Annotated in this window: 16 protein-coding genes; 6 read left to right on the top strand and 10 right to left on the bottom strand. The window is 59.7% G+C overall.

Going from position 1 to position 15,917, the window contains the following annotated elements; genetic code table 11:
* Positions 1-44 precede the first annotated feature (44 nt).
* Positions 45-749 (top strand): FadR/GntR family transcriptional regulator, encoded by a 705-nt coding sequence (locus ACVHNU_RS20925; RefSeq protein ID WP_045122643.1) that lies wholly within the window; start codon positions 45-47, stop codon positions 747-749.
* 24 nt (positions 750-773) lie between these two features.
* Positions 774-1,484, top strand: coding sequence for a GntR family transcriptional regulator (locus tag ACVHNU_RS20930; RefSeq protein WP_473018231.1), 711 nt, complete (start codon positions 774-776; stop codon positions 1,482-1,484).
* A 116-nt stretch (positions 1,485-1,600) separates the two neighbouring features.
* Here the strand turns inward: ACVHNU_RS20930 and yjiA are convergent, their stop codons facing one another.
* From yjiA to ACVHNU_RS20945, 3 genes are all read right to left on the bottom strand, one after another.
* Positions 1,601-2,572: a GTPase gene (yjiA, locus tag ACVHNU_RS20935; RefSeq protein WP_473018232.1), complete on the bottom strand. Its 972-nt coding sequence runs from the start codon at positions 2,570-2,572 to the stop codon at positions 1,601-1,603.
* 153 nt (positions 2,573-2,725) lie between these two features.
* Positions 2,726-2,923 carry a YbdD/YjiX family protein gene (locus ACVHNU_RS20940; protein WP_003228401.1) on the bottom strand — a complete coding sequence of 66 codons (198 nt, stop codon included), beginning with the start codon at positions 2,921-2,923 and terminating at the stop codon, positions 2,726-2,728.
* A 15-nt stretch (positions 2,924-2,938) separates the two neighbouring features.
* Positions 2,939-5,005: a carbon starvation CstA family protein gene (locus ACVHNU_RS20945; protein ID WP_003228403.1), complete on the bottom strand. Its 2,067-nt coding sequence runs from the start codon at positions 5,003-5,005 to the stop codon at positions 2,939-2,941.
* Positions 5,006-5,164: 159 nt separating this feature from the next.
* Between ACVHNU_RS20945 and ACVHNU_RS20950 the strand changes: the two genes are divergently transcribed.
* Positions 5,165-5,533, top strand: coding sequence for a PilZ domain-containing protein (locus ACVHNU_RS20950; RefSeq protein ID WP_103521675.1), 369 nt, complete (start codon positions 5,165-5,167; stop codon positions 5,531-5,533).
* Between the two features lie 192 nt (positions 5,534-5,725).
* On the opposite strand, the gene radA is transcribed toward ACVHNU_RS20950, so the two are convergent.
* Genes radA through katB form a run of 3 tightly spaced genes read right to left on the bottom strand, consistent with a single transcriptional unit; the run spans position 5,726 to position 9,275 of the window.
* Entirely contained in the window at positions 5,726-7,093 is a 1,368-nt protein-coding gene (gene radA / locus ACVHNU_RS20955) for a DNA repair protein RadA (RefSeq protein ID WP_007963764.1), read from the bottom strand.
* 43 nt (positions 7,094-7,136) lie between these two features.
* A complete protein-coding gene (locus ACVHNU_RS20960; RefSeq protein ID WP_473018233.1) occupies positions 7,137-7,673 on the bottom strand; it encodes an ankyrin repeat domain-containing protein in 537 nt (178 codons plus the stop codon).
* Positions 7,674-7,733: 60 nt separating this feature from the next.
* Positions 7,734-9,275 (bottom strand): catalase KatB, encoded by a 1,542-nt coding sequence (katB, locus tag ACVHNU_RS20965; protein WP_473018234.1) that lies wholly within the window; start codon positions 9,273-9,275, stop codon positions 7,734-7,736.
* Between the two features lie 286 nt (positions 9,276-9,561).
* Here katB and mscL point away from each other — a divergent pair, with 286 nt between their 5' ends.
* Entirely contained in the window at positions 9,562-9,975 is a 414-nt protein-coding gene (gene mscL / locus ACVHNU_RS20970) for a large-conductance mechanosensitive channel protein MscL (protein ID WP_003228412.1), read from the top strand.
* A gap of 41 nt (positions 9,976-10,016) precedes the next feature.
* Here mscL and ACVHNU_RS20975 read toward each other — a convergent pair whose 3' ends face one another.
* Positions 10,017-10,793: a ferredoxin--NADP reductase gene (locus ACVHNU_RS20975; RefSeq protein WP_262142179.1), complete on the bottom strand. Its 777-nt coding sequence runs from the start codon at positions 10,791-10,793 to the stop codon at positions 10,017-10,019.
* Between the two features lie 320 nt (positions 10,794-11,113).
* Here ACVHNU_RS20975 and ACVHNU_RS20980 point away from each other — a divergent pair, with 320 nt between their 5' ends.
* Together ACVHNU_RS20980 and ACVHNU_RS20985 are read left to right on the top strand one after the other, a co-directional pair.
* Complete coding sequence (locus tag ACVHNU_RS20980) at positions 11,114-11,836, top strand: autoinducer binding domain-containing protein (protein WP_262142178.1); 723 nt, start codon at positions 11,114-11,116, stop codon at positions 11,834-11,836.
* Between the two features lie 158 nt (positions 11,837-11,994).
* The gene (locus ACVHNU_RS20985; protein ID WP_400507204.1) at positions 11,995-13,119 is read left to right on the top strand and encodes a methyltransferase; all 1,125 of its coding nucleotides are present in this window, start codon (positions 11,995-11,997) and stop codon (positions 13,117-13,119) included.
* 74 nt (positions 13,120-13,193) lie between these two features.
* On the opposite strand, the gene ACVHNU_RS20990 is transcribed toward ACVHNU_RS20985, so the two are convergent.
* The 3 genes from ACVHNU_RS20990 to ACVHNU_RS21000 form a co-directional block, all read right to left on the bottom strand.
* Positions 13,194-13,361, bottom strand: coding sequence for a DUF2474 domain-containing protein (locus ACVHNU_RS20990; protein ID WP_080963309.1), 168 nt, complete (start codon positions 13,359-13,361; stop codon positions 13,194-13,196).
* A gap of 84 nt (positions 13,362-13,445) precedes the next feature.
* The gene (cydB, locus tag ACVHNU_RS20995; RefSeq protein WP_473018235.1) at positions 13,446-14,453 is read right to left on the bottom strand and encodes a cytochrome d ubiquinol oxidase subunit II; all 1,008 of its coding nucleotides are present in this window, start codon (positions 14,451-14,453) and stop codon (positions 13,446-13,448) included.
* Positions 14,454-14,456: 3 nt separating this feature from the next.
* A complete protein-coding gene (locus ACVHNU_RS21000) occupies positions 14,457-15,899 on the bottom strand; it encodes a cytochrome ubiquinol oxidase subunit I (RefSeq protein WP_003228422.1) in 1,443 nt (480 codons plus the stop codon).
* Between the last annotated feature and the right edge of the window lie 18 nt (positions 15,900-15,917).

Genomic DNA, 15,917 nt, shown 5'->3' on the forward strand with positions numbered 1-15,917 from the left:
GATCTCGTTTGCGGCATCCCCTATGGGCTTACGGAGCTAGACAAGTGATAACCACATCAACCGTCGTCAACTCAGTCGTAGAAAAACTGCGCGCAGCGCTGGCCCGCGGTCAGTGGCGCTCCGGCGACATGCTGCCGGGTCAGCGTGAACTGGCCGAACAACTGGGCATCAGCCGTCCGAGCCTGCGCGAAGCGGTGATCGTTCTGGAAACCCTTGGTCTGGTGCGCTCGATGCCGGGCAAAGGCGTGGTGGTGCTCGACGCCCAGCTCAGCGACAGCCAGAGCCACGACAGCGCGGTGGCCGGCGCCAGCCTCGAAGACGTGCTGCAACTGCGTTACACCCTTGAGCCGTTCATCGTCGGGCTGGTCGCGCAGTCGATCAGCAGCAAGGAAGTCGGGCAATTGCGCCTGACCCTGATGGACATGCGCGAAGCCCTTGAAGCGGGCGACAGCGAAGCCGGGGTCAGCGCCTACATCGCCTTCCACGAAGAGCTGTTCACCCTGACCTCGAACCCGATCTTTCAGAGCGTGGTGCAGCAAACGAGCAACGCGCTCAAGCAAAGCGCCGAAGTGCTGCGCAATTCACCTGAGCATCTGGCCGAACGCCTGGAAGAAAACGAAGCGGTGGTGCGCGCGATCCGCAGCAAGAACAGCGCCCAGGCCAGCGCCGAAATGCGCCGGCACATTCTGCGCGAAGGTCAGCGCATGGGCATTGAGTTGAACATTCCGGATGACCACCTCAGCAACTGACTTTCTTCACACTGGAGACCGGCCATGAACAGCCTTGCCACATCGCTGCACACTCGTCAGATGTCGGCGCCCCTGCCCTTCTCCCGCGTGCGGACGCCGGCAGATGATCTGTACCCGCGGCTGTTCGACGCGATTCTGGACCAGCGAATCGATCCAGCCAGCCGCTTCACCGAAGACAGTCTCAAGCAGATGTTCGGGGTCAGCCGCGCCGATGTGCGCCGGGTGCTGACGCAGTTGTCCCACGAGCAGGTGATTGTGCTGCGCGCCAATCATCGGCCACGGGTGGCCGCACCGGATGCCGAGCAGACCCGACAGACCCTGCATGCGCGGCGCCTGACCGAAGCGACACTGGTGCGCCTGGCTTGTCAGAACGCATCAGTCGAGGGTTTGAAACGCTTGCGTGCACTGGTCGAACGCGAACGCCTGGCCGTGGTTCAGGAGCGGCGTGCGGCGGCGATTCGGTTGTCCGGCGAGTTTCATCTGCAGTTGGCGCAAATGGCGGGCAATGCACCGTTGGCGCATTTCCTTGGCAGCCTGGTGCCGTTGACGTCGCTGGCGATTGCGCGGTGTGATGGATCGACGCCGGGTTGCTGCGCGTGGCAGGAGCATTTGGCGATTGTCGAGGCGGTCGCGTCTGGGGATGTGTCCATGGCTGAGCGACTGATGAATCAACACCTGGATCATCTTGAGCAGACTTTGCTGGGTACAGCCCTTGAGCATCGTGTCGCCGGTTAGATCGCCTTCGCGAGCAAGCCCGCTCCCACAGTGAATTGCATTCCTCCTGACAGAATGCGGCCTACTGTGGGAGCGGGCTTGCTCGCGAAGACGTCAGCCCTGGCGCCGAAGACCCATCAGGCAGAAGTCACTTTGGCAAACCCCGCCCGGATCTTCTCTTCCGGCAAATCATCGGCAATAAACACAAGCACACTTTCCCGCGCTTCACCCTCGGCCCACTCGGTGTCCCAATCAAAGCCGTAGAGTTTCAGTACGCCCTGAAACACCAGCCGCCGATCCTCGCCAGCGATGTTCAGCACGCCCTTGTAGCGCAACAACTGCTTGCCGTGTTCTTCCAGCAGCTCATTCATGAACTCGCTGAGTTGATCGATATCCAGTGGCTGGTCAGTGCGCAGCACCAGACTGGAGATGCGGTCGATGGAGGGCGCCTTGCTCACCGGACGCAGGCTCACCCCGCCGCCGAGGTCGGCATTGAGGTTGAAACCACGCACGTCGAGCAGTTCGGCCAGATCGATGTTGCCATGCTCGACCACGCGGATCGGCGCGCGACGATTGATCCGCGTCAGGCGTTCGCTCAACGCGGTGAACGTGGCCTCATCCACCAGATCGGTCTTGCTCACCAGCAGGCGGTCGGCGAAACCGATCTGCGCCTGGGCGATGGTCTGGGTCAGGTGCTGGTCGGCGTGAGCCGCATCCACCAGGGTGATGATGCCGTCGAGCAGATAGCGTTCGCGCAGTTCTTCGTCGATAAAAAAGGTTTGCGCTACCGGGGCCGGGTCGGCCAGACCGGTGCACTCGATCACCAGCCGGTCGAAGGCAATTTCACCGCTGTCCAGGCGTTCGAGCAGCAGGTACAGGGCCTTGGTCAAATCGGTGTGGATGGTGCAGCAGACGCAGCCGTTGGCCAACGTCATGACTTGCACCGGTTCGTCGCCAAGCAACTGGGTGTCGATGCCGGCGTCGCTGAATTCGTTTTCGATCACGGCGATTTTCAGGCCGTGCTCGGCTTTAAGCAGATGGCGCAGCAAGGTGGTCTTGCCGGCACCGAGGAAACCGCTGAGTACCGTTACGGGTATGGGAGAAGACAAAACACGATCTCCTGAAAGAAACACAAAACAAATGCGGGAGCGGGCTTGCTCGCGAAGGGGTCGTGTCAGTCAAATCATTCATCAACTGACACTCCGTATTCGCGAGCAGGCTCGCTCCCACAGGGGGGATTGCATCAACCGCAGGCTGTCAGCTCAACAGCACTTCGGCCCACCCTTGCCACCGTAACGCGCTTCCTGACGTTCGCGGAAGAACATCTCGTAGCTCATCACCGGTTTGTCCGGGTGTTTGGTTTGCATATGCTCGACGTAGGTGTCGTAGTCGGGCATGCCGACCATCAGGCGTGCGGCCTGACCGAGGTATTTACCGAGGCGACTCAGGTCATTGAACATGGTGCAATCCTCTGGTTACGCGTCCGGCAGGGCCTGGAATGGCGATTCTTTATCCGTACGCTCTTTTTTGCCCCAGGCGGCGATGCCGACCTTGAGCGCATAGAACAGGATGCTGAACACCACGAACAGGAACAGCGCGGTAAGCGTTGCGTTGGTGTAGGCGTTGAAGATCACGTGCTGCATCTGATCGATGCTCTTGGCCGGCGCGATGATTTGTCCGGCGGCCAGGGCATCGCTGTACTTCTTGGCCAGCGACAGGAAGCCGATCGCCGGGTTGGCGTCGAACAGCTTGATGAAGCCTGCAGTGGTGGTGCAGATCAGCAGCCAGGCGGCTGGCAGCAGGGTCACCCAGATGTAGCGCTGACGCTTCATCTTGATCAGGACCACGGTGCCGAGCATCAGCGCGATACCGGCCAGCATCTGGTTGGAGATACCGAACAGTGGCCACAGGGTGTTGATGCCGCCCAGTGGATCGATCACGCCTTGATACAGCAACCAGCCCCACATCGCCACACAACCGGCGGTGGCGATCAGGTTGGCGGTCCACGATTCGGTACGTTTCAGCGCCGGCACAAAGGAGCCGAGCAGATCCTGCAGCATGAAACGCCCGGCACGGGTGCCGGCGTCCACAGCGGTCAGGATGAACAGCGCTTCGAACAGGATCGCAAAGTGGTACCAGAACGCCATAGTGTTTTCACCCGGCAGGACACTGTGCAGGATCTGCGCGATGCCGACCGCCAGGGTCGGCGCACCGCCGGCACGGGCGAGGATGGTGGTTTCACCGATGTCATGCGCCACCGCTTGCAGCGCCTCCGGCGTGATCGCGAAGCCCCAGCTGCTGACCATCTGCGCCACCGAAGCCACGTCACCACCGACCACGGCGGCCGGGCTGTTCATGGCGAAGTACACGCCCGGCTCGATCACCGAAGCGGCAACCATCGCCATGATCGCGACGAACGATTCCATGAGCATGCCGCCGTAACCGATGTAACGCGCGTTGGTTTCGTTATCCAGCAGCTTCGGCGTGGTACCCGACGCGATCAACGCGTGGAAACCGGACACCGCACCGCAGGCGATGGTGATGAACAGGAACGGGAACAGACCGCCCTTCCACACCGGCCCGGTGCCGTCGACGAACTGGGTCAGCGCCGGCATTTTCAGCTCGGGCATGGTTACCAGAATGCCGATCGCCAGGGCGATGATGGTACCGATCTTGAGGAACGTCGACAGGTAGTCGCGCGGTGCCAGAATCAGCCACACCGGCAGCACGGCGGCAACGAAGCCGTAACCGATCAGCATCCAGGTGATTTGCACACCGGTGAAGCTGAAGGCCTTGGCCCACACCGGATCAGCGGCAATCTGCCCACCGAGCCAGATCGAACCGAGCAGCAGCAACACACCGATGACCGAGATCTCGCCGATGCGCCCCGGACGGATGTAGCGCATGTAAATGCCCATGAACATCGCGATCGGGATGGTCGCCATCACGGTGAAGATGCCCCATGGGCTCTCCGCCAGTGCCTTGACCACGATCAGCGCCAGCACCGCGAGGATGATGATCATGATCAGGAAGCAGCCGAACAGGGCGATGGTGCCGGGAATGCGGCCCATTTCTTCGCGCACCATGTCGCCCAGGGAACGGCCGTTGCGCCGGGTCGACATGAACAGAACCATGAAGTCCTGCACCGCGCCCGCCAGCACCACCCCGGCAATCAGCCACAGCGTGCCGGGCAGATAACCCATCTGCGCCGCCAGTACCGGGCCGACCAGCGGGCCTGCGCCGGCAATGGCCGCGAAGTGGTGACCGAACAGAATGTGTTTGTTGGTCGGCACGTAGTCCAGACCATCGTTATTGAGCACGGCGGGGGTGGCCCGACGCGGATCGAGTTGCATCACATTGTTTGCGATGAACAGGCTGTAGTAACGGTACGCAACCAGATAAATGGCCACTGCCGCGACCACGATCCACAAGGCGTTGATCGCCTCTCCTCGGCGCAATGCCACTACGCCCAGGGCGCACGCTCCTACGATTGCCAGCACTAGCCAGGGTAAGTGGCGTAGCAGGCTATTATTATTTTTCATTTTATTATTCCAGCCAGGGTGGACAAGAAAGACAGCCACCCCGAGTTTAGCGCTTACGGCGCCAAAGGCCATACCCCGACGTTGGTCTAGACGCCTTGTCGATTGGCCGCCACCCGTCGGTCGGGTCTATAGTCAGCGAACTCTTCCGAGGATTGCGCCATGAGCGAACACCCAGCCAATCGCCGTCGCTTCAAACGTATTGCGTTCGATGCCAGAACCGAGCTGAGTCAGGGCCACTTCATCTGGCCGGTGAAGTTGATCGACCTGTCGCTCAAGGGCTTGCTGATCGAGAAGCCGCAGCCGTGGCTGGGGGACAAGGAGCAGGATTTCTTCGTCGACATTCATCTGAGCGATGACGTGAATATTCAGATGGATGTGCATCTGGCCCATGAGGATCACGGGCAACTGGGGTTTGTCTGTCGGCATATCAGCCTGGAATCGATCCAGCGCTTGCGGCGGTTGATCGAGCTGAATCTGGCGGATGAAACCGAGCTTGAGCGCGAATTGGGTGCCTTGATCGAAATCTAAAATAATGCTGCTCAGGTAAGGGGGACGCTGCCACCGTGGCGAGGGAGCTTGCTCCCGCTGGGTCGCGAAGCGGCCCCTGCTCTTCACTAAAAAAGCAAGGGACTGCTGCGCAGTCCAGCGGGAGCAAGCTCCCTCGCCACAGATTATTTTCGCGGAATGGGCAGTAGTTGCGGCTGGAGAGAGCGTAAGCGGTTACTCGAACAATGCGTCGAGCGCCTGCTCCAGGCGGGTCACGGCAATGATCTGCAACCCCGGCGGCGCTTCCTTCGGCGCGTTGCCCTTGGGCACGATCGCGCGTTTGAAGCCGTGCTTGGCCGCTTCCTTCAAGCGCTCCTGACCGCTCGGCACCGGACGCACCTCGCCGGACAAACCGACTTCGCCAAACACCAGCAGATCATGCGGCAACGGCCGGTTGCGCAGGCTCGACATCACCGCCGCCATCAACGCCAGGTCGGACGCGGTTTCCAGCACCTTCACCCCGCCGACCACGTTGAGGAACACGTCCTGATCGTGGGTCGGAATGCCGCCGTGGCGGTGCAGTACGGCGAGCAACATCGCCAGACGATTCTGATCCAGCCCCAGAGTTACCCGCCGTGGGTTCGCCAGATGGCTGTCATCGACCAGCGCCTGCACTTCCACCAGCATCGGCCGGGTGCCTTCCCACGTGGCCATGACCACACTGCCCGGGACTTCTTCCTGGGCACGTGTCAGAAAAATCGCCGACGGGTTGGAGACTTCCTTCAGGCCCTTGTCGGTCATGCCGAACACGCCGAGTTCGTTGACCGCACCGAAACGGTTCTTCACCGCCCGCAACAGACGCAAACGCCCATCGGACTCGCCTTCGAAATACAGCACGGTGTCGACCATGTGTTCGAGAACCCTTGGGCCTGCCAATGCGCCTTCCTTGGTGACGTGACCGACGAGGAAAATCGCCGTACCGCTTTGCTTGGCATACCGCACCAGCAGCGCCGCACTCTCGCGCACTTGTGATACACCACCCGGCGCCGATTGCAGCTGTTCGGTGAAAATGGTCTGGATCGAGTCGATCACCATCACCTTGGGTTTTTCCTGGCGGGCCGTGGCGATGATGGTTTCGATGCAGGTTTCGGTCATGACCCGCAATTGATCCTGAGGCAGCCCTAAACGTCGGGCGCGCATGGCCACTTGCTGCTGGGACTCTTCGCCGGTGACGTACAGCGCCGGCATGCTCTTGGCGAGGTTGCACAGGGTCTGCAACAGAATCGTCGACTTGCCGATGCCCGGATCACCACCGATCAGCACCACCGAACCGTCGACCAGACCGCCACCCAAAACCCGATCCAGCTCACCGGACGCGGTGGAGAAGCGCGGAATCTCCTCGATGCTGACTTCGGCCAGGGTCTTGATCTGCGCCTGCTGCCCGGCCCAACCGGTACGCCCGGTGGGCGCCGTGGCCCCGCCGCTTTCGATCATGGTTTCGGTCAGGGTGTTCCAGGCGCCGCACTCGCCGCACTGGCCCGCCCACTTGGGAAAGGTTGCGCCGCACTCGGTGCAGCCGTACATGCGCTTGGCCTTGGCCATCTGGATCCCCCGGCAAAAACCGCGATGATAACGCAGCCACCGCTCAGCGCGGCGCGGCGGTGCGGATTTCGCCGTTGGCCAGACGCGCGGCACTGTTGCCCAACGGGTCTTCGGCATTGAGGTCGGCACCCTTGGCCTTGAGTGCGTCGAGCAGTTCGACGCGCTTGAACAACCCGGCGTACATCGCAGCGGTTTGTCCGGCGCCATTGCGCTGATCCGGGCTGCAATCGGTGGCCATCAACCGTCGGGCAATCTGCATCTCGCCCTTGAAAATCGCGCCCATCAGCGCCGTGTTGCCACGTTGATCCTGCGCGCAGGCATCTGCGCCCGCCGCCAGTAACTGATCAACTGCCGCGCCCTGGCCGTGATACGCCGCCAGAATCAAAGCGGTGTACCCCTTGCTGTCGCGGGTATCGAGGGAATAGCCGGACTCGATAAAGGTTTTGAGCATCGGCACATCACCGCGCCGGGCGGCATCGAAATAGTAATCCTGCAACTGGGCCTTGATCGCCTCGGGGTTCTGTTCGGCCAGCGCTGTAAATGACAGGCAACCGAGCAGCAATAACAGACAAAATCGCATCAGCCGTCTCCTTGAGCAGAACGGGGCCTGAGTCAGGCCCCGCATGACATGGCGTCGAGATCAGTCGACCAGTTTCGCCGCCAGCGCCTTGACCCGGCTCAGGTCACCGTTGGCGACTTTGGTCACACCGCTGCCGTATTCCGGATCGGCCTTATAAAGGAAGGACAGGATGATGTGCTTGCTCTCGTCATCGGTGGTGGCCAGCGAGCCGCCGAAGCTGGCGATCAGGTCCTGACGCTCCTGCTGGCTGAACGAGCGATACAGATCACCGGCCTGCTTGAAGTTCTGCTCACGCTGGATCTTCGCCTGCTGGGTGCTGCCCGACAGCGCCATTTGGCTGTAGCGCGCATTTTGTGGCTCATCACGCGGTTGCAGACGGCTCGGCTGATAATTCACCCCGGACTGCGTGGCAGCGAAGTTCATCGCACCGTCCTGATTGCCATTGTTGACGGCAACTTTGGGCGCGTTGATCGGCAACTGCAGGGCATTGGCACCCAGACGATACATCTGCGTATCGGCATAAGAGAACACTCGGCCTTGCAGCAGACGATCTTCGGAAGGTTCGATACCCGGAACAACATTGGCCGGGGCCATCGCAACTTGTTCGGTTTCCTGGAACACATTGGCTGGGTTTCGGTTCAACACCATTTGTCCAACTTTTCGTTCAGGAACATTCGGCCAGATCTTGGTAGCGTCCAATGGATCGAAATCAAACTTGGACAAATCTTTCGGATTTAGCACTTGGATGTACAAGTCCCACTTCGGGAAATCACCCTTGCTTATATGACTGACCAGATCATTAGTCATATGACTGTAATCTTTCCCCTGAACTTTTGTAACTTGTTCGGGCGTCAGATTTTTGATGCCTTGCAAACTTTTCCAGTGAAACTTCACGTAGTGCACTTCGCCCTTGGCATTGACCAACTTGTAGGCATGCACACCATTACCGTCCATTTCCCGATAACTGGCTGGAGTTCCCGAATTGGAATACAACTCGGTCAGCGTGCGCGTGGCTTCCGGTACGTGGGAGAAGAAGTCGAAACGACGCGAGTCATCGTCCAGGTTGGTACGCGGATCGGGTTTGAACGCGTGAACCATGTCCGGAAACTTCATTGCGTCGCGGATGAAGAAGGTCGGAAAGTTGTTGCCCACCAGGTCCCAGTTGCCATCGGCGGTGTAGAACTTGGTGGCAAACCCCCGTGGATCGCGAAGGGTTTCCGGGGAATGGTTGCCATGCACCACCGCGGAGAAACGCACAAATACCGGAGTGACCTGGCCTGCAGCGAACACCTTGGCCTTGCTCAGGTCGCTGAGATCATTGGTCACCGTGAAGGTGCCATGGGCACCGGTTCCGCGGGCATGCACCACGCGCTCGGGAATGCGCTCGCGGTCGAAACGCTGGAGCTTCTGGATCAGTTGCACATCCTGCAGCAGCACCGGGCCGGTGGCGCCGGCGGTCTGCGAGTTCTGATTGTCGCCAACCGCTGCGCCGTTATCTCGGGTCAGGGGTGCGGCGTTCACGGAAAAAGTCAGCAGGCTGGCGGTCAGTACGCCGAGCGTACGGCGATGGGGAAAAGCCCCCAGTCCAAGAGTGGAATTCATATCAGGTTCCTCTGGTTTTTTTGGGCGCATCCAGGTGCGCCAACCAGAGGCTAGAGGGCTATGCCGGTGAACATAAATAGAAAGTTCGCAACTCGACGATTGAAAAAAATGGCTTCCTGATCAGAGGTTTACGGCGTATTTCGCGCGCGATTAGTGGCACTTTGCAAACTAATCGTGGATTCATGTGTCGATAAAAACGGGCATTGTAAGAAGGTGTTTCGCGCAGGACGCGTTTTGCTGATTTACACTGCGTACACCAACCTCATCTGTAACAAGGAAATAACCTATGGGCGTGCTAAGTGAGTTCAAGGCCTTCGCGGTCAAAGGCAATGTGGTCGACATGGCCGTCGGTATCATCATCGGTGCCGCCTTCGGCAAAATCGTTTCGTCGTTTGTCGGCGACGTGATCATGCCGCCAATCGGCCTGCTGATCGGTGGGGTGGACTTCAGTGATCTGGCCGTTACGCTAAAAGCCGCCGAGGGCAGCGCCCCGGCCGTGGTATTGGCCTACGGTAAATTCATCCAGAGCATTCTGGACTTCGTGATCGTCGCCTTCGCGATTTTCATGGGCGTCAAAGCCATCAACCGCCTGAAACGCGAAGAAGCCGTGGCCCCTTCCCTGCCACCGGTTCCGACCAAGGAAGAAGAATTGCTCGGCGAGATTCGCGATCTGCTCAAGGCCCAGAACAACCGGCCTTGACCGCGTAATGAATGAAATCGGCGCCTGATGGCGCCGTTTTTCTACCAGTAGTTTTCCACCGCTACCTGCCCCGGCCGCCGCGACAGGCTCAGGCTCATGTGGCGTTTTTTCAGCAGTGCCCGAGTGTCATCGATCATCTGTGGATTGCCGCAAAGCATGACGCGCGAGTGCTCAGGGGTCAGTTCAACACCGGCTGCCCGTTCCAGCTCGCCGTTTTCAATCAGGCTGGTAATCCGACCGTGCAAGGCGCCACGCATTTGTTCGCGGGTAACCGTGGGAATGAATCGCAGTTTATGGGCATGTTCTGCCAGGTAATCACGCTCGGCCAACCCCGCAATCAAAGGCTGATAGGCCAGCTCCCGTGTCTCACGCACGCTGTACACCAGGATGATCCGCTCGAACCGCTCCCAGACCTCGAAGTCCTGCAGGATCGACAGAAACGGCGCGACCCCGGTGCCTGTGGATAACAGCCACAGATCCCGACCATCGACAAACCGGTCCAGTGTCAGGTAGCCAAAGGCCTGGCGCTCCACCAGCAAGGTATCCCCCACCTGCAAGCGGCTCAGCTCGCTGGTGAACTCGCCCCCCGGCACCACGATGGAAAAGAACTCGAGAAACTCGTCGAATGGCGACGAGACCATCGAGTAGGCGCGCCACACGGTACTGCCGTCGGCCTTGGTCACGCCGAGGCGGGCGAATTGTCCGGCGCTGAATCGAAACCCGGCGTCGCGTGTGGTACGCAGGGTGAACAGGCTGGGGGTCAAGCGCTGCACGTCGAGCAACGTCTGGGCCGTGAACTTATCTGCGCTGGCGGTCATGGGGCACTCCATTCAACGAATGCCCCCAGTGTCGCGCAAAATCAACAGCTTAAACACCGACAGTTTGTGCTGTTGTACGCTCGGCATTTCACAATTAAATTTATTTTCATATTGTGAATGTTAACTAACTGGAACCGCTCAGCTTTTGAATTAAGGATGACATTTTATAAATAACCCCACTAATAACCCTTTATTTAATTTTCAAAGCAGCCAAGAGCGAAAAGATCAGAACACCACGTAAGAAACATCCTACACTCGGGTTCGTGCCGGATCCTTTGGATCCAAACCGCACTCCCAGGAAAAGCCTCACGGAGTTTGTAATGGAAATGTGGAAGGAGTCGCAACTGAAGCAACTGACTTTCGCAAAGGAGATAGAGACTGCCTATCCGATCCTTTTGAGATTCGCTGAGAATATCGGTTTTAATTTCTGCGCGATCTCGTTGACTTCGAATAATCGGAACGACAACTTAAACCCCTTGCAAATCAACAACTACCCTCAAGAGTGGAACGAACTCTATGAACTTGAACGCTACGGCAAGATTGATCCGGTAATATCACACTGCAATCACTGTATGTTGCCGGTGATGTGGAGCGAAGACCTGTACTCGCAAACACCAGAACTCTGGCAGGCCTTGCAAGAACATGGCTTGCGCCACGGCTGGTCACAGTCGTTCCATCATGAAGCATCCGGGCTCTGCACCACGCTGAGCCTCGCCAGAAAAAAGGGTCCTTTGAGCCCTCTCGAGCTGTACGAGCATTTCGGTTACATGTTCTACGTAACCGGCCATCTGAGCGAGTTGTTCGCCAGAACCTTGCCCAGGCACAGCGACCCTCTCACCCGACCGAAGCTTTCACCCCGGGAACTGGAAGTGCTGAAGCTTTCGGCCGTCGGCAAGACCGCTTATGAAATTTCGCGGATCCTTTGCCTCAGCGAACGGACTGTGAACTATCACGTGCAGAACGTGATTTCGAAGTTGAATGTGTGCAACAAGATTTCCGCAGTCATTGCGGCCACGCGCATCGGCCTGCTGGACACGCCGTAAACGCTAAAACCTGCGAGTATTCGAGCGCAAAAAAAAGTACCATTTGCGACCTTCCTGAGTGATGACGGCAACTTTGGCGTCGTGGTCCACTCGGACGGTTCCGCAGCACGCTCACCTGGGCCGCGGGCCACCCGTTGATTACCCAGAGTCCCCGTCCCATGCCCTTGCTCGATACGCCCTTTGCCCAACTCGATCTGATCCGCCAGCCTGAACAGCAGAATGAACCGCTGCAAGCCTTCGATGCGGCCGACGAATACCTGCTCAATCATCTGGCCGCCGAGCAACCGGCAGCGGATACCCGGGTACTGGTGCTCAACGACAGCTTCGGCGCCCTCGCGGCCAGCCTGGCGGGCAAGGTTCAGGTCAGCAGCAGTGGTGACTCGTTCCTGGCTTTTCAGGGCCTTGAGAAAAACCTGGTGCGCAATGGCCTGGCGTTTGATGCCGTGCGCGGCACACCGGCCAGCGAGCCGTTGGTCGGCCCCTACGACCGGGTGCTGATCCGTGTGCCGAAAACCCTGGCGTTGCTTGAAGAGCAATTGATTCGCCTGCAAGGTCAACTGGCTCCGGGCGCGCAAGTGGTGGCTGCGGCCATGGTCAAGCATTTGCCACGGGCGGCTGGCGACCTGCTGGAGCGCTACATCGGTCCGGTACAGGCGTCGCTGGCGGTGAAGAAGGCCCGCTTGCTGATCGCCACACCTGAAGCGAAAGCCCCGACGGTCTCGCCCTACCCGTCGCGTTATCTGCTCGACGAACCGGCCATCGAGTTGCTCAACCACGCCAACGTGTTCTGCCGCGAAGGGCTGGACATCGGCACCCGTGCGTTCCTCCCGCACTTGCCGAAAAACCTTGGTTCGGCCCGGGTCGCCGACCTGGGCTGCGGCAACGGCGTATTGGCGATCGCCAGCGCCCTGCACAACCCTGACGCGCATTACACGCTGGTCGACGAATCGTTCATGGCGGTGCAATCGGCCGGCGAGAACTGGCGGGCGGCACTGGGCGAACGAGAAGTGATCGTGCGAGCCGGCGATGGTCTGGCCGGACAAGAGCCGCAATCGCTGGACGTGGTGCTGTGCAATCCGCCGTTCCATCAACAGCAAGTGGTCGGCGACTTCCTCGCCTGGCGCATGTTCCAGCAGGCCCGCGAGGCGCTGGTGGTGGGCGGTGCGTTATACATCGTCGGCAACCGTCATCTGGGTTATCACAGCAAACTGGCGCGGCTGTTCCGTGGCGTCGAGCAAGTAGCGGCCACGCCGAAATTCGTGATTCTCAAAGCCCGCAAGTAAAACCTCAGGCAAAAAAAACCCTCCGTGGTACGGAGGGTTGTAAACCGTGCCCAGAGGCAACGGGACGGGATGTTTCAGTGCGTGGTCAGGCCCGCCGCGCTCATGAACAGGCGCATCAGGCTGGCCGCAATGAACAGCGCGCCGACGCTACCGATCCAGATCAGGGCCAACCAGCCGAGCCGCTGCCACAGCGGCTTTTTTTCGGCCTCTTCAATCTCGTGCAGGGAATGTTTGCCGTTCATTGCATCGTTCCTCCGTCAGGCGATGGCGTCACTGACGACACCATCGCGAGCAGGCTCGCTCCCACTGGGTGAGCGGAGCGCAGGCTAGTGGTAACCGTCTTCATGGGTGACCTTGCCGCGGAACACGTAGTAGCTCCAGAAGGTGTAACCCAGGATGAACGGGATGATGAACAGCGTACCGACCAGCATGAAGCCTTGGCTCTGCGGCGGTGCGGCGGCGTCCCAGATCGAGATCGACGGCGGCACGATGTTCGGCCACAGGCTGATGCCCAGACCGCTGTAGCCGAGGAAAATCAGCACCAGGGTCAGCAGGAACGGCATGTAGTTGGCGTTGCGCGCCACCGCGCGGATCAAACCGTAAAGGGTGATCAGCACCAGAATCGGCACCGGCATGAACCAGAACAGGTTCGGCATGCTGAACCAGCGTGTCGCGATTTCCGGGTGAGCCAGCGGCGTCCACAGACTGACGATGCCGATCACCGCCAGCAGCACGAACGCCAGCGGCCGCGCGAGGTTGTGCATCTGTTCCTGCAACTTGCCTTCGGTCTTCATGATCAGCCAGGTGCAACCGAGCAAGGCATAGGCCACCACCAGTGCGGCGCCGCAGAATAGGGTGAAGGGCGTCAGCCAGTCCAGTGAACCGCCGGCATATTGCCGATTGACCACTGGCAAGCCGTCGATGAATGCCCCCAGTGCCACGCCCTGAAAGAATGTCGCCGCCACCGAACCGCCGATGAACGCCTTGTCCCACAGGTGGCGCTTGTCGTCCTTGGCCTTGAAGCGGAACTCGAACGCCACACCGCGAAAAATCAGGCCGATCAGCATGAAGATCAGCGGCAGGTACAGCGCCGACAGCACCACCGAATAGGCCAGCGGGAACGCGCCAAACAACGCCGCGCCGCCCAGTACCAGCCAGGTTTCGTTGCCGTCCCACACCGGGGCCACGGTGTTCATCATCACGTCACGGTCGGTCTTGCCCGGGATGAACGGGAAGAGAATCCCGATTCCCAGGTCGAAACCGTCCATGACCACGTACATCATGATGCCGAAGATGATGATCACGGCCCAGATCAGCGGAAGATCAATACCCATGAGTCAAATCTCCTTTTCCAGGCTGCGCTGCGAGTCAGCGTCGGTGCCTTCGTCATCGGCGGCGGACAACGGCCGCGCCGGTGTGCGTTTCTGGCCAGGACCACCGTCGTTGGTTTCCTTGCCCTCATCGGTTTTCGGCCCTTTGCGCACCAGACGCATCATGTAGCCGAGCCCGGCACCGAACAGCGCGAAATACACCACGACGAACATGATCAGGGTGATGCTCATCTGCATGAAGCTGTGGTTGGAAGACGCATCCGCCGTGCGCATCAGCCCGTAGACCACCCACGGCTGACGCCCGATCTCGGTGGTGAACCAGCCGGCGAGGATCGCGATCAGGCCGGACGGTCCCATCCACAACGCCAGATACAGGAACGGGCGCGAGGTGTAGAGGGTGTCGCGCTTGCGCAGCCACAGGCTCCACAGACCGGTGAAAATCATCAGGAAGCCGAGACCGACCATGACCCGGAACGACCAGAACACGATGGTCGAGTTCGGCCGGTCTTCAGGCGGGAACTCCTTGAGCGCCGGTACTTGCTTGTCCAGCGAGTGGGTCAGGATCAGGCTGCCGAGATACGGAATCTCCACGGCGAATTTGGTTTTCTCTTCTTTCATGTCCGGCCAGCCGAACAGGATTAACGGCGTCGCTTCGTTGCCTTTGTTTTCCCAGTGGCCTTCGATCGCGGCGATTTTCGCCGGCTGATGCTCAAGGGTGTTGAGGCCGTGGAAGTCACCGATGACCGCCTGGATCGGCGCGACGATCAGCGCCATCCACATCGCCATCGACAGCATGGTGCGGATCGCCGGGTTGTCCTTGCCGCGCAGCAGGTGCCAGGCCGCCGACGAGCCGACGAAGAACGCCGTGGCCACGAACGCAGCGGTCGCCATGTGCATCAGGCGATACGGGAACGACGGGTTGAAGATGATCGCCAGCCAGTCGGTCGGGATCACCTGACCGTTGACGATCTCGAAGCCTTGCGGCGTCTGCATCCAGCTGTTGGAAGCGAGGATCCAGAACGTCGAGATCAGCGTACCGATGGCCACCATTACGGTGGCGAAGAAGTGCAGTTTTCGCCCGACCTTGTTCCAACCGAACAGCATCACCCCGAGGAAACCGGCCTCGAGGAAAAATGCCGTGAGCACCTCGTAGGTCAGCAACGGTCCGGTGACGGAACCGGCGAAGTCCGAGAAACGGCTCCAGTTGGTACCAAACTGGTAGGCCATGACCAGACCGGAGACCACACCCATGCCGAAGTTGACGGCAAAGATCTTCGACCAGAAGTGGTAGAGGTCACGGTAGGTATCGTTATGGGTTTTCAACCACAAGCCTTCGAGCACCGCCAGGTAGCTCGCCAGACCAATGGTGATGGCCGGGAACAGGATGTGGAACGAGATGGTGAATGCGAACTGAATTCGGGCGAGATCGAGCGCCTCTAAACCGAACATACGTCTTCCTCTGTCAGG

It is taken from the genome of Pseudomonas sp. Ors-4-3C, assembly GCF_055755035.1.